The organism is Deinococcus aquatilis DSM 23025 (assembly GCF_000378445.1).
GTDB classification, from domain to species: Bacteria; Deinococcota; Deinococci; order Deinococcales; family Deinococcaceae; genus Deinococcus; species Deinococcus aquatilis.
On sequence record NZ_KB899696.1, the window covers coordinates 14128 to 27041 of the forward strand.

Genomic DNA, 12914 nt, shown 5'->3' on the forward strand with positions numbered 1-12914 from the left:
TTTTTATCTGTTGCAGTTCAGAACTTGATGGTGTATTCCGCAAATCCGTCTTCACGGGTACGCAGCAACGTCGCGCCTGCGGGGAGCGCCTTGCTGGCGTTCGGGCTGGTGGCATACAGCAACGTCGCGCCGGGGATGGGCGTCAGTTTCCAGTTGCCGTCAGCGGTGGGGTTCACAGTTTGTTGCTGCGTAAAGTAGCCGATCAACGCCTGACGGGTTTCATCCGGGGCCTGAAGGATGATGTTTTTGCCGTCTAGGCCGGGGAAAGAGCCGCCCCCTGAGGCACGGTAATTGTTGGTCGCCACGACAAACTGGGCAGCCGGGTCGATGGCCTTGCCGCCAAATTGCAGATTCTTGATGCGGTGGGCATCTGCCTTAGCAAGTTTTCCAGCCGTATCGTAGCGGGCAGGCTGAGACACGTCGATTTCGTAGGTCACGCCATCGATGATGTCGAAGTTGTAGGTGGGGAACGACTCATCGACCAATGCCTGGGGTTCAGTCTTGGTCGGGTCGATCTGCTTGAACTGCCCAGCGGCGCGTTCCAACCATTCCTGCACCTGCGCCCCCGTCACCAGCACGGCCTGCACGGTGTTGGGATAGACGTACAAATCGGCCACGTTCTTGATCGCCAGGGTTCCGGCGGGAATATCGGTGTAGTAGCTGGGGCCGCTGCGTCCACCCGCCTTGAAGGGTGCAGCGGCGCTGAGCACGGGCAGGCTGGCGTACTGGCCGCCCGCCAGAGCGGCTTTCACGTAGGCGATCTGCGCGTTGCTGACCAACTGCACGCTGGCATCGTCCTGGGTCAGTGCCCAGTAGGACGTGATGGGCGCAGTCAGGTCGGCCACCTTGCCACGCACGTAGGCCAGCGTGCCCTCGTGGGCGGCCTTCACTGCGGCGGCGATGCGGGGGTCGGGCTTCACGATGCTGGCTTTGGCGGTCTTATCCCAGATGGGACGAATGCTGCCCACGCCGTCCTGAATCGTCCACTTCTGGGCCTTACGGTCAAAATTCAGCTTCAGATCTACGATGCCCAGGTCGTTGCCCCAGAATCCGGCCATGACCACAGGTTTGCCGTTGATGGTGCCCTTGGTGATGTCGGCACCGGGAATGCTCTTGTACACCGGGCCGGGAAATTCCTGATGGCTGTGGCCCGACAGCACCACGTCGATGCCCGCCACTTTGGTGAGTTCGGTGGCGACGTTTTCCTGTCCGGGCTGGTAGTCGGCAGCAATACCCGAGTGCGCGATGGCGACCACGATGTCGGCTCCCGCCGCCTTCATTTGCGGCACAAACTTACGGGCCGTTTCCACGATGTCGCGGGTCGTGATCTTGCCGTCCAGGTTGGCCTTATCCCACTGCGTAATCTGGGGCGGCAGCAACCCGATGATTCCCACGTTGAGGTAATACGGGCGGCCCGTGGTGTCGTAGACCAGCTTGCGCTGAATCAGGTAGGGCGTAAAGGCGTTGGGGTCGTTGTCGGGGTTGCTGTCTCCATCGGTGGCATACGCGTTGGCATTCACGTAGGGCATGGGCGCAGCCTTCAGCACGCCCTGCAAAAAGGGCAATCCGTAATTGAATTCGTGGTTGCCGAGGTTGCCCGCGTCGTATTTCAGGACGCCCATCGCTGCATGCATGGGGTGCAGTTGGCCGTCTGTCAGGGGCTTGATCTTGGCGACGTAATCGCCCAGCGGATTGCCCTGAATCAGGTCGCCGTTGTCGTAGAGCAGCGTATTGCGCTTCTCGTTGCGGGCGTTCTGAATCAGGGTCGCCGTGTATTCAAAGCCAAATTCCCCGGTGGGCTTGTCCTGGTAATAGTCGTATCCCAGCGCGTTGGTATGCAGGTCGGTCGTTTCGAGGATACGCAGATCCACAGTCTGTGCGCCTGCCGCCGTAAACAGCGCCGCACCCAGAAGGAGCGGGGCCGTAAGTGTGCTGAATTTCTTCATGGCCTGCAGGATACAGCCCCCATTTGGGGGAATGCTAGACAGGTTGCACAGTTAAGGACGAGCCTACAAGTTGGCGGCCAGCCGTGCAAACAGCGCCGGAACGGGCGGCACCTCTCCCCCATTGATCCAGCTCTGGCCCAGGCGATTCATCCGCAGGTCGCGGAGGTGGCCGCCTGTGCCGACGCCTACGCCCTCTGGAAAAAAGTGGCGGAGGTCTACTGATCCGGTCACTTCTGTGCCGCCGAACACCCCGGACAGGGCGCGGTCTACTTCACGGGCAGGGCCAAAATGCATCTGATGAATGCTGGGGCCGTCTTGCCACACGAAACGGGCCGCACCGGGCAGTGTTTCCAGCGTGCCGGGGGAGGCCACATGGCGCATGCTCAGGCCGGGGCGCAGTCTGAGCGTGACCGTTTCTGCCGTGCCCAGCGCCCCGAAGCTGCCCACAAAAGGCCGGGTCAGGTCGTACCCCTGCACATTTTTGACGGTGCGCCCACCTGCCACGATGCGCCGCCCACTCGGAGAAATGAAAGTCAGACCCAGGATTTCGGCGGCAAAAAAGAAATTCTGCCCAAAGCCGCCGCGACTGACCAACCCGCCCACTCCACCGGGCAATTCTACGGGCGGAAAGGGCGGATACAGGCCAGCAGGCAGGGCCGCGTAGACGTCCAGCAAGGGCGTATCGCCGCTGACGGTAACGGTCTGATCGCCGGGAGAAAGCTCAAGAATGGGCATGGGGGGCCTTTGGCGGAAGTGGGAAATGGGAAGTGGGAAAAACGCGGGATTCCGAGCCTGCCTTTTCTTTGGACGATGCGTTCACGCCAACTCCGGTGGCAGAACCTTGCCGGGATTCAGTGCCCCCTGCGGATCAAGGGCGTGTTTGACCCGCCAGAGGGCGGCCAGGGTTTCGGCGTCCACGGCCTCGCGCATAAAGGCCAGTTTCATGGAGCCGATGCCGTGCTCACCGCTGAGAACGCCGCCATGCCGGATGGCGACTCGGGCCACCTCATGGGCCAGCTCATGCACCGCTTCCAGGGATTCGGTACGCGGATCGAACAGGATGTTGGGGTGCAGGTTGCCGTCTCCGATGTGCCCAAACTGCACCAGATGCAGGCCCGAGGCGTCGCCCAGCGCCCGGATTTCGCGCACCACCTCGGGCAGGACGCTGCGGGGCACCACGATGTCTTCGTTCATGCGCTGCGGGCGAATGCGGCCCAGCGCGGGCGATACGCTGCGGCGGGCCTGCCAGAGCTGGGCGGCCTCTGCGTCGCTTTCGGCGCGGCGCACGGTGCCCCCGGCGTTCCGGCAGGCGGCTTCCACCAGCGCCCGTTCTTCTTCCACGGTCTCCAGATCATCGCCGTCGGTATCGACCAGCAGCAGGGCTTCGGCCTCTCTGGGCAGGCCCAGATGCAGATAATCTTCGATGGCATTGGTGCAGGCGCGGTCCATAAATTCCAGTTTGCTGGGTACGGCTCCGGCGGCAATGGCCGCGCTCACGGCTTCGGCGCAGGCCCCCACTTCGGCAAAGTGGGCCATCAGCGTTCGGGTAAATCTGGGCGGCACGGTGAGGCGCAGCGTGGCTTCGGTGATCAGGCCCAGCGTGCCCTCGGAGCCGATCAACAGGCCCGCCAGATCGTAAGTGTCGCGGGTGAGGGTATGCACATCGCCCTCTGCATCCACAAATTCCAGGCCCTGCACGTAATCCCCGGTCACGCCGTACTTGAAGCACAGCGGCCCCCCCGCGTTTTCTCCCAGATTGCCGCCGATGGTGGAGGTGCGGAAACTGGCCGGATCGGGCGGATAGATCAGGCCGTGTGGCCTGGCCGCCTCCGTGACCGCCAGCGTAATGACTCCCGGCTGTGCCCGCGCTTCACGCCGCGCCGCATCGATCTCCAGCCGGGTCATGCGGGTAAACGAGATGACCAATCCCGGTTCCGTGGGGGCCGCGCCGCCCGACAGGCCGGAGGCTGCCCCCCGCCCGACAATGGGCACGCCCGCCGCCCGCGCCGCCTTGACTGCCGCCACCACATCCGCCGTACTTTCAGGCAACACCACTGCCAGCGGCGTGGCTCCGAAGGCGATGGCGTCGTACCGGTAATTCAGGCGCTCGGAGAGATTGGACAGCACCTTGCGCGGGCCGAGAGTGCGGGTCAGGGTGGCAGCCAATGGATGCAACGAGCCTCCCTTGGATCTGGGTAAACCAGTCCCCACCGCTGGAGTCAGCGCCTGTTTTTCGGGCTGGGCCACTTTTCCAGAGGTCACAGCTCCCCCCGGTACGCCAGATCCAGCACTTCGATGGTGTGCATCACCGGAACCGGGCTGCCCTGCCTGCGGGCGTGGCTCTGAATCTGGGTGTGGCAGCCGATGTTGCCGCTGGCGATCAGGTCGGGCTGGGTCGAAAGGATGTTTTTGGCCTTGCGAATGCCGAGCTGGGTGGCAAGTTCCGGCTGCTCCAGGTTGTAGGTTCCGGCGCTGCCGCAGCACAGGTCGCCTTCCGGCACCTCCAACACCGTGACGCCGGGAATGGCCCGCAGCAGCGCACGCGGCGCAGACCGGACGCCCTGCGCGTGGGCGAGGTGGCAGGCGTCGTGGTAGGCCACCGTCAGCGGGCGCGAGGCGGGCAGCACGGGTTCGAGTTCTCCGTCCTCCAGCAACCCCCCGAGGTATTCGCTGATGTCCTGCACCTTGGCCGCAAAAGCCCGCGCCTGTGCCTCGTCGGGAAGGCCGTGCAGGATGGCCGGATATTCCTTCAGACCCGCGCCGCAGCCCGCCGCGTTGCTCAGGATGGCATCAAAATCATCGGGATTGAAGGCCGCGAGATTGGCCCGCACCAGTTTCAGTGCTTCGTCCCGTGCGCCCGTGTGCAGGGCCGCCGCGCCGCAACAACCCTGCCCTTCGGGGATGACCACTTCTATGCCGTTGCGGGCCAACACGCGCAGGGTGGCCGCATTGAAATTGGGGGTCAGGGCCTGCTGGGCGCACCCCACGAGGAATGCCACCCGGCCCCGGCGTTGGCCGCGTGCAGGCGTGAAGGCCGCGCTGGGCTGCATGGCGGGCACGTGTTCGGGCAAGAGATCCAGCGGCGAACGCAGGGCATTGGGCAGCAGCGGGGCCAGCGGCTTGGCAAACTGACCCACCCGCGCCGCCAGACTGAAGACCCTGGGCGCAGGCAAAATCTTGAGGATGGCCGCACGCTTGGCCCGGTCCAGGGGACTCCGCTGGCGCTGAGGTTCGCTCCAGCCGCGAAAACTGGTGATGAGTTCGCCGTAGGGCACGCCGCTGGGGCAGGCCGTGACGCAGGCCTGACAGCCAAGGCAACGGTCTAGGTGCGGCGCGGCGTCGTAGAGCGGGAGCGCTCCTTCCAGCACCTCTTTCATCAGCACGATGCGCCCGCGTGGGCTGTCCATTTCATCGCCCAGCAGGGCATAGGTGGGGCAGGCGGGCAGGCAAAAGCCGCAGTGGACGCAGGCATCTACGGCGTGCGCCATCACTTCGCCCTGTCCGTCCGGGTGGTGGGTCAGAATGTCGTTGTTCACGGGTACCTTGCCCTCATACCCCACAAGATAGGCGTGTGGGCGCGGGACAATTGGGAGTGAGGCGAACTTGTCTGACTGTGTGGGCGCAGAGGGCAGGGGTGGCAGCAAAACCAGGCCAATCGGGTTAAGGTTGGACGTATGGCACAACTTGACCCCCAGCAGGTACTTGACGCCTATATCGCCGCCGTCTATGCCAAAGACGTGGAGGCCTTCGTGGACCTCTACGACGATCAGGTTTCCGTGTTTGACATGTGGGGCGAGTGGACTTATCAGGGTGTGGAGGCCTGGCGCGGCATGGTCACGGGCTGGTTCGGGTCGCTGGGCAATGAGCGCGTGCGGGTAGAAATGCAGGACGTTCAGACCGTACTGACCGATCAGTTGGCCCTGATCCACGCCACCGTGACCTACAGCGGGCTATCGGCAGAGGGTGTCAAGTTGCGCTCCATGCAAAACCGACTGACCCTGGTGTGCCAACCCAAGAACGGGGGCTGGAAAATTATCCACGAGCACTCGTCGGCCCCGGCAGACCTGACGACTTCCAAGGTGATTCTTCAGCGTTGAGTGCTGCCGGAGGGGGCCGATTTAGCAAAGTCCGTCGGCGTGGCAATGAAGCTTGACTCTATCCGCCATGTGGCATCAGGCGAAGTGGGGTTGCTACGACGGACTTAAGGGCAAATCCAACTTGCCCAGCAAAGCCCGCAGTTGCCCACGCTCTGGCTCAGTCAGATTTGCCAGCAGGCGGCGTTCGTTGGCGAGGTGCAGCGGCAAGACCTGATTGACCAAGGCCAGCCCCTCGGCAGTAAGAACGACCAAAGAGGCGCGGCGATCTGTGGGATGGGCCTGACGGCTGACCAGCCCACGCCCTTCCAGCGCGTCTATCCGCTTGGTGACGGCGGGCGGCGTAATCGCCATCAGTGCGCCCAGTTGCGAGAGTGGCAGGCCCTCTGGCGGCGCAGAACGGCGCAGGGTCGCCAGCACATCGAAACTGGACGGCGTGAGGCCATGTCCGGCAAAAAAGGCCTCCAATTCTTCGCCCAGCAGGACACCTGTGCGCTGAATAGCAATAACGGTCAGCATGGGCGTGGGGTCGAGATCGGGCCGGGCCTGACGCCAATCATGCTCTATAAGGGCCAGAAGGTCGGGGGTTTTCATGGCTTCACCGGGCTGGTTTCGCGCTCGCGGGCCAGGATCAACACCGCCGCCACCAACAGGGCCGCCCCCAGAATCGCGGTCAGGCTGACCGGGCGCACGGGCTGGCCCAGCAGTCCAAAGGCGTCGATTATTCGCGCCCCCAGAATCTGGCCCAGCGTGACACCTGCGGTACTGGCCGCCACGCCCAACAGCCGCGCCGTAAAGAGCGTGAGCACCACGTATCCGGCTCCAACTGCGCCGCCCAACCACATCCACGCCTCGGCCCCGACTGGAAAGCTGGCCTGCCCCAGCACGCCCAGCAACGCCAGCGCCAGCGTGACGGTCATGCCCACCAGGAAGTTGATCAGACTGGCAAGCACCGGCTGACCGCTGTGGCCCGCCAGGCGCACATTCAGCACCAACCCCAGCGAGAGGCCCAGGCCCGCGCTGATTGCACCGATCAGAGGAACGATCACCGGAGAACCTGAAGGCCGAGTCCGGCCAGCACGAGAACGAGGACGGCGGCCCGCTGCCTGTTGAACGGGCGTCTAGGCAGCCCCAGCACACCAAAATGATCGAAGGCAAGGCTGGCGATCACCTGTGCCGCGATGACCAACGACACCGCCAGCGCCGCGCCCAATGAACGGGTCAACACCACGCTGGACACCACGTAGGCGCTTCCCACCAGACCGCCCAGAAAGCTCCAGACCGGAGCGCCGCGCAGAGGGGCAAATGACAGGCGGCCCCGCCCCGCGATCAGCAGGCCCACTGTCAGAAAGAGTGCGCCCACGCTGTACGACACGGCAGCCGTTGCCACTGGGGAATGCGTGTATGGCGTCAGGGCACTGTTAAGCGCGAACTGTACAGGCAGCAGCAGGCCCACCGCCACGGCATAGAGGAGGCGCAGATTCATAAGGTAGTGTACCAGTTAAAATTAAACCGGTGAAGTAGTTTGGGACATTTGAGTGGCTATGATCAGCAACATGGCCTTGCCAAAAAAGATGGCAGGATATCGCCCTCTTGTCCATGCGGGTGGGCGCTACCGCTGGCGCTTCTCGCATTTCATTCAAGGATGGATAAGAGGCGACGCCAATGCAGTCACGACGGTCACCGCGATTCACGAACAGTACCCGGCATCCCCCCTACTCATCCAACTGCCGGAATATCGAGACCCCTGGCTGCTCACTGACGCCAAGCAGCTCCTCTCTATGCCCGCGATCACACCCGCATTTGTGGCACAGGCGATTGCTTTTGCACAGGCACAGGGGTGGGAACCTGCACAACAGCGCAAGGCATTTAAGCTCACCTGGCAGGCCGCCAAGTTCCGCACTCTCTCCCCTCAGTTCACTTCCAGATAAATCGCCTTCAGATACTCGGCCTCTGCAAAGGAGGCGTGGTGGTCGGGGGCGTGGCGGGTGGTGCGCTGCTCGCGCCAGCCCCGGCCACTTTCATCGGCGGCCCGGCGCACAGCGTCCCAGAATTCGTCGGCGCTGACGTGGGCGCTGCACGAGGCACTGACCAGAATGCCCCCCGGCGACAGGTGGCGGATGGCGTCGGCGGCCAGCTTGCCGTAAGCGCGGATGGCCCCTTCCCGCTCGGTTTCGCGGCGGGCAAGGCTGGGCGGGTCAAGAATGATCAGGTCGAAGGTGCGGTCTGTATCGGCCAGCCAGTCGAACACATCGGCCTGAATGGTTTCGTGGGTGGCCCCTTCCATGCGCGGATTGCCCGCATTCATGGCAAAGTTGCTTTTGGCACTGGCAAGTGCGTGGGCGCTGAGGTCGAGGCTGACCACATCGGTGGCCCCGCCCCGCGCCGCGTACAGGCTGAATCCACCCGAAAACGAGAAGGCATTCAGCACGCGCCGTCCCCTCGCCAGCGCTTCGACCCGGCGGCGGTTCTCGCGCTGATCGAGAAAAAACCCGGTTTTCTGGCCGCGCACCACATCGGCCTCGAACAGGATGCCCGTTTCAGAAAAGACGACGGTGGATTGGGGCAGGTCGCCCTGCATGAGTTGTCCATCGGCCAGTCCCGCCACCCGTGCCCGGTCCTGAATATTGCGGCTGAGGCGCAGCACCACGGCAAAATCGGGGAAACGCTCGGCCAGCAAGTCCAGCACCCGCGCCAGATGGGGAAACCACGCCGCCGTGTACAGCTTAAGCACCAGCACTGAGCCGTAACGGTCCAGCACCAGCCCCGGCCAGCCATCGGATTCACCGTTGATCAGGCGGTAGCCGTCGGTATCGGGGCCGAACAGCGGCGTGCGGAGATTCAGCGCCTTATCCAGATGGGCGGCCCACCAAGCATCGTTCAGCGTGACCGGAGAACCCGCGTGCAGCACGCGCACCCGCAGCGGCGACTGTGGATCGAACAGCCCGATGGCGAGAAAGCGGTCACGGCGGTCATAGATGACGGCCAGTTCTCCGGCGGCCCCATCGCGGTTTTGCTCACGCACGCTGGATTCGTAGACCCACGGATGGCCCGCCCGCACGTAGCCTTCTGCCGCCGCTGTAATACGGAGGCGCAGGCGCGGCGGAGTGGGGGCAGATTCGGGGGAAGACATCCCTAGAGGGTAGCGCAAGCAGTAGGACAACAACGGCACGGAAGAAACGGCAGAGAAGAATGGGCGGCGGCCCTCACTCTGGCCGTCCGCCCATGTTCAAATTCTTTCTCAGTCAGCCGCTTGCGCCACGTCTGCCGGGTAGACCTCGATAATTCCCGCTGCGCCCATGCCGCCGCCGATGCACATGGTGATCAGGGCTTTGCCGCCGCCGCGCCGCTGAAGTTCGTAGATGGCGCTGGTGGCGAGTTTGGCCCCCGAGCAACCCAGCGGATGCCCCAGCGCAATCGCGCCGCCGTTTACGTTCATGATGTCCTGATTCAGCCCCAGTTCACGGGCCACCGCAAGGCTCTGGGCCGCAAACGCTTCGTTCAGTTCGATCAGGTCAATGTCGGCCAAGGTCAGACCCGTCTGGGCCAGCACTTTGGGCACGGCTTTCACGGGGCCAATGCCCATCAGCTCGGGTTCCACGCCCGCCACCGCAAAGCCGAGGAATTTTGCCAGCGGCTTGATACCCAGTTCCTGCGCCTTCTCGCTGCTCATGATCAGCACGGCTGCCGCGCCGTCTGAAAAGGGGCTGGAATTGGCCGCACTGACGCTGCCGCCCATCTTGAAGGCGGGGCGCACTTTCGCCATATCCGCGAGGTTGGCGTCACGGCGGATCAGTTCGTCTTTGTCGAAGTTGATGGTCGTGGACGTAATTTTGGTGCCCTTCACCTTATCCACGCGCACGGGCACGGCGATGATTTCGGCGTCGAACTTGCCCGCATCCTGCGCGGCGGCGGCCCGCTGGTGGCTGCGGAAGGCAAAGGCGTCCTGATCTTCACGCGATACGCCGTATTTGGCGGCCACGTTTTCGGCGGTCAGGCCCATGCCGATGTACGCGCCGGGGCGCACGTCGACCAGTTCAGGGTTCGGGCTGGGGTTGTGGCCGCTCATGGGCACCATGCTCATGCTTTCCACGCCACCCGCCAGCATCACTTCGGCCTGCCCGGACTGGATGGCCGCCGCCGCCATAGCGATGGTTTGCAGCCCGCTGGAGCAAAAGCGGTTCACGGTCACGCCGCCCACCGTATCGGGCATTCCGGCCCGCAGCGCGGCCATTCGCGCCACGTTCAGGCCCTGTTCGGCTTCGGGAATGGCGCAGCCAAAATACACGTCTTCTACAAGGGAAACGTCTACGCCTGCCCGCCGCACGGCTTCATTCAGCACAAGAGCAGCCAGATCATCGGGGCGAGTGTTGGCGAGCGTGCCTTTGACGCCCCGGCCTACAGGGGTACGAACGGCTGAAACGATAACTGCATCTCTCATGGTGATTCTCCTTTTAAATGTTGTTGATAACATCACGACTTGGACGCGAAAGCTCTGGCATAGATACCAAGAAAGCTATCTAAACTATGGACACCCATCAAATCATCTAAAGTCTTACTGATAAGCACATTTATCGATGGTAGAAACTCCTCGACGCCGTTTTTTCCATTAAAGTAGAATCTAGGCAAACGGCACAGTAGGTAAGATTCACTTTCCTCTTCCCTGACACCTTTCGAATTGAATGGTGCTTTTCTACCGCTAATCACAATTTTTGACCTTATGTGTGGCTGCTTAATATGATTGAGTTCGTCGGTCATCTTTAAAACTTCGAATGTTATACTCCAAATCAACCACTTGCTATATCCCATCCAATCCCTACCATCTGAGCCAACACAGAACGATATTTGCGCGGACACAAGGGCACTCTTCGGCATATAAAAACTTGTGTCCTTATATGAATAGGAATCAATTCCTAAAGAGATTAGATGCTTAGCAAGCTCAACTTCTTGGAGACGAGTCCTTAAGGTTGCGACTCTTTCGAAAACCAAATCTTCGGGAGACGTCATAAAGTATTTTTTTCTCCCAACACCCTCTCCACAAAGCCCTCAACCGCTGCGTCGTACTTGTCCGGGTCTATGTTCCAGACCCGAATATGTTTGCCGCCTTCTACGCGGTGGTATTCCACGATGTCGGGGCGGGCGGCGGCCAACGCATCGGCCTGAGCAATAGGAATGGTACGGTCACGCGTGCCGTGGAACAGCAAAATCGGCACGTTGAAACTGGAAGCGGCCTGAATCTGATCCACAGCGTCGAAGTCCTGCCCACTGCGGCGGGTGACGAGGCGCTGCACCAAACGGGCGGTCTGGCGGGCCATGAAGGGCGGCAGGCCAAAGCGTTGCCCCTGCCAGCGGATCGTATCGCGCCAGTCGAGGGCCGGACAGTCCAGCATCACGCCCAGCACGGGAACGGGCAGGGGGTGAAACTTCTGGCGCAGCACACTCAGGGCCACGTTGCCGCCCATAGAAAAGCCGTACAGCACGGCGCGGCGGTAGCCGTTGGCTTTGGCCCATTCCAGCGCGGCCAGCACGTCTTCGGCCTCAGTGTCGCCCAAGGAGTGATAGCCCCGGCCCACCTTCGGCGCACCAAAGGCATTGCGGAAGGTGACAAACAGCGAACCCGCGCCCGTGCGCCGCAACGCCGGAAGCATCCTGAGCGCCTGAGAACGCTGGCCACCGTGTCCGTGAATCACGACGATCAGGGTGTCGGACTCGCCTTTCCCGGTGGGCGGGATGTGCCACGCGGGCATCTCCCCCACGGGCGTAGACACGGTGGTGTCGGTGTAGTCCACGCCCAACTGAGCAGGCGTACCGTTGTAGACGAACGTGGAGGCCCACGCCAGCGCTCCATGCGGCAGCACCCCGCTTTCGTCCTGCACGCCGCGCCGCACCAGAGTTCCGGCCATCCGGGGCGGCCCCAGCAGCGCATGACCCTTGTTGGGCTTCAGCGGCACCACCCCGATCACGCCACGCGATAGGGTTTCGGGCAGGGCAGGCAGCCAGATGTCGTTGCCCCGCCGCCCCACCGGAACAAACACGCCCTTCACCCGCCGAGTTTTGGAACGCAGGGTAATCTCCGCGCCCGCCAACATGCCGAGGCCGAGAGCGAGGGCATAGGCCGCCGCCGCCCAGCCCAACACGCGCCGCTTGCGAAGCTGGCCCAATTGAGCCAACCTGACCCGATTCATCTGCCTGATTGCCATCCTTTTTTCACCTCCCCGGCCCAGAGTGCCGAACTCATGATTCTTCCGTGCCGCTGACCTGACTGACCGCGTAACAGGCCAGTACATTGCCCGAACCCTGCCAAGTGCGCGTCTGCAAAAGCTTGAACGATACGGGCGGTCGGCCCACGAACAGCGGCGTTCCCTCGCCTGCCAGCACCGGAAAAGTGGTGAGGTGCAGTTGATCTACGAGGCCGTGTGCCAGCAGGTGATTCCACAGCACCCGGCCCGCGAACATGAAAATCTCCCGCCCATCTTGCGCCTTGAGAGCAGCCATTTCCCGAGCGGCGTCGGCCACGCTCACGATCCGGGTGTTGGCGTCCCACGGGGCCAATTCCTGCGGGGTGAGCTGATCGGACACCACGACCTTATCTATCCGGCGCTGTAGGGCAGCCAACTCACGCCGGATGGGGGTAGCGGCAGGGTCGTCCACCACACTTTCCCAGTAACGCATATTGTCCAGAAAGTTCCGGCGGCCACTCAGGATCAGCGTATCGGCGGCCCGCAGTCGCTCGGCGTTGTAGTGGTCGAAGTGCTGATCATTCCGGTACTCAGGATGGAAATACTCGAAAATGGCGTCCAGGCTGCGGCCCTTGCCCTCGTAATATCCGTCCAGAGTGACCAGATTGCTGACGATCAGTGTTCGCATTCACTCC

Annotated in this window: 14 protein-coding genes; 2 read left to right on the forward strand and 12 right to left on the reverse strand. The window is 62.7% G+C overall.

Annotated elements, in window-relative coordinates:
* Positions 1-17: 17 nt before the first annotated feature.
* The 4 genes from cpdB to glcF form a co-directional block, all read right to left on the reverse strand.
* Positions 18-1946 carry a 2',3'-cyclic-nucleotide 2'-phosphodiesterase gene (gene cpdB, locus F561_RS0101320; RefSeq protein ID WP_019008128.1) on the reverse strand — a complete coding sequence of 643 codons (1929 nt, stop codon included), beginning with the start codon at positions 1944-1946 and terminating at the stop codon, positions 18-20.
* Positions 1947-2009: 63 nt separating this feature from the next.
* Entirely contained in the window at positions 2010-2681 is a 672-nt protein-coding gene (locus F561_RS0101325) for an FAD-binding oxidoreductase (protein ID WP_019008129.1), read from the reverse strand.
* A gap of 81 nt (positions 2682-2762) precedes the next feature.
* On the reverse strand, positions 2763-4208 hold the full coding sequence (locus tag F561_RS0101330; RefSeq protein WP_019008130.1) for an FAD-binding oxidoreductase: 1446 nt from the start codon (positions 4206-4208) through the stop codon (positions 2763-2765).
* On the reverse strand, positions 4205-5482 hold the full coding sequence (gene glcF / locus F561_RS0101335) for a glycolate oxidase subunit GlcF (RefSeq protein ID WP_019008131.1): 1278 nt from the start codon (positions 5480-5482) through the stop codon (positions 4205-4207). Before glcF ends, F561_RS0101330 begins: the two co-directional genes overlap by 4 nt.
* A gap of 138 nt (positions 5483-5620) precedes the next feature.
* Here glcF and F561_RS0101340 point away from each other — a divergent pair, with 138 nt between their 5' ends.
* A complete protein-coding gene (locus F561_RS0101340) occupies positions 5621-6043 on the forward strand; it encodes a YybH family protein (RefSeq protein ID WP_019008132.1) in 423 nt (140 codons plus the stop codon).
* A 93-nt stretch (positions 6044-6136) separates the two neighbouring features.
* On the opposite strand, the gene F561_RS0101345 is transcribed toward F561_RS0101340, so the two are convergent.
* Genes F561_RS0101345 through F561_RS0101355 form a run of 3 tightly spaced genes read right to left on the reverse strand, consistent with a single transcriptional unit; the run spans position 6137 to position 7526 of the window.
* Positions 6137-6634, reverse strand: a complete 498-nt coding sequence (locus F561_RS0101345; RefSeq protein WP_019008133.1) for a MarR family winged helix-turn-helix transcriptional regulator — start codon at positions 6632-6634, stop codon at positions 6137-6139.
* A complete protein-coding gene (locus tag F561_RS0101350; protein WP_019008134.1) occupies positions 6631-7089 on the reverse strand; it encodes a DMT family transporter in 459 nt (152 codons plus the stop codon). Before F561_RS0101350 ends, F561_RS0101345 begins: the two co-directional genes overlap by 4 nt.
* Positions 7086-7526, reverse strand: a complete 441-nt coding sequence (locus F561_RS0101355) for a DMT family transporter (protein WP_019008135.1) — start codon at positions 7524-7526, stop codon at positions 7086-7088. Before F561_RS0101355 ends, F561_RS0101350 begins: the two co-directional genes overlap by 4 nt.
* A gap of 58 nt (positions 7527-7584) precedes the next feature.
* On the opposite strand from F561_RS0101355, the gene F561_RS0101360 reads away from it, so the two are divergent.
* Positions 7585-7971, forward strand: coding sequence for a hypothetical protein (locus F561_RS0101360; RefSeq protein WP_019008136.1), 387 nt, complete (start codon positions 7585-7587; stop codon positions 7969-7971).
* Here the strand turns inward: F561_RS0101360 and F561_RS0101365 are convergent.
* The 5 genes from F561_RS0101365 to F561_RS0101380 form a co-directional block, all read right to left on the reverse strand.
* Positions 7953-9173, reverse strand: coding sequence for a 23S rRNA (cytosine(2499)-C(5))-methyltransferase (locus F561_RS0101365; RefSeq protein WP_019008137.1), 1221 nt, complete (start codon positions 9171-9173; stop codon positions 7953-7955). The two genes, F561_RS0101360 and F561_RS0101365, sit on opposite strands and share 19 nt — an antisense overlap.
* A gap of 108 nt (positions 9174-9281) precedes the next feature.
* The gene (locus F561_RS0101370; protein WP_026298510.1) at positions 9282-10481 is read right to left on the reverse strand and encodes a thiolase family protein; all 1200 of its coding nucleotides are present in this window, start codon (positions 10479-10481) and stop codon (positions 9282-9284) included.
* A 32-nt stretch (positions 10482-10513) separates the two neighbouring features.
* Positions 10514-11047, reverse strand: coding sequence for a hypothetical protein (locus F561_RS28540; protein ID WP_157451464.1), 534 nt, complete (start codon positions 11045-11047; stop codon positions 10514-10516).
* Positions 11044-12225: an alpha/beta hydrolase family protein gene (locus tag F561_RS0101375; protein ID WP_019008139.1), complete on the reverse strand. Its 1182-nt coding sequence runs from the start codon at positions 12223-12225 to the stop codon at positions 11044-11046. The genes F561_RS28540 and F561_RS0101375 overlap by 4 nt, the downstream gene beginning before the upstream one ends.
* Positions 12226-12274: 49 nt before the next feature.
* The gene (locus F561_RS0101380; protein WP_019008140.1) at positions 12275-12907 is read right to left on the reverse strand and encodes a dihydrofolate reductase family protein; all 633 of its coding nucleotides are present in this window, start codon (positions 12905-12907) and stop codon (positions 12275-12277) included.
* Positions 12908-12914: the final 7 nt, after the last annotated feature.

Bases quoted from the DNA above. Each gene is read 5' to 3' on its own strand.
- cpdB (WP_019008128.1), bottom strand. From the start codon at position 1,946: ATGAAGAAATTCAGCACACTTACGGCCCCGCTCCTTCTGGGTGCGGCG.
- F561_RS0101325 (WP_019008129.1), bottom strand. From the start codon at position 2,681: ATGCCCATTCTTGAGCTTTCTCCCGGCGATCAGACCGTTACCGTCAGC.
- F561_RS0101340 (WP_019008132.1), top strand. From the start codon at position 5,621: ATGGCACAACTTGACCCCCAGCAGGTACTTGACGCCTATATCGCCGCC.
- F561_RS0101345 (WP_019008133.1), bottom strand. From the start codon at position 6,634: ATGAAAACCCCCGACCTTCTGGCCCTTATAGAGCATGATTGGCGTCAG.
- F561_RS0101355 (WP_019008135.1), bottom strand. From the start codon at position 7,526: ATGAATCTGCGCCTCCTCTATGCCGTGGCGGTGGGCCTGCTGCTGCCT.
- F561_RS0101360 (WP_019008136.1), top strand. From the start codon at position 7,585: ATGATCAGCAACATGGCCTTGCCAAAAAAGATGGCAGGATATCGCCCT.
- F561_RS0101365 (WP_019008137.1), bottom strand. From the start codon at position 9,173: ATGTCTTCCCCCGAATCTGCCCCCACTCCGCCGCGCCTGCGCCTCCGT.
- F561_RS0101370 (WP_026298510.1), bottom strand. From the start codon at position 10,481: ATGAGAGATGCAGTTATCGTTTCAGCCGTTCGTACCCCTGTAGGCCGG.
- F561_RS28540 (WP_157451464.1), bottom strand. From the start codon at position 11,047: ATGACGTCTCCCGAAGATTTGGTTTTCGAAAGAGTCGCAACCTTAAGG.
- F561_RS0101375 (WP_019008139.1), bottom strand. From the start codon at position 12,225: ATGAATCGGGTCAGGTTGGCTCAATTGGGCCAGCTTCGCAAGCGGCGC.
- F561_RS0101380 (WP_019008140.1), bottom strand. From the start codon at position 12,907: ATGCGAACACTGATCGTCAGCAATCTGGTCACTCTGGACGGATATTAC.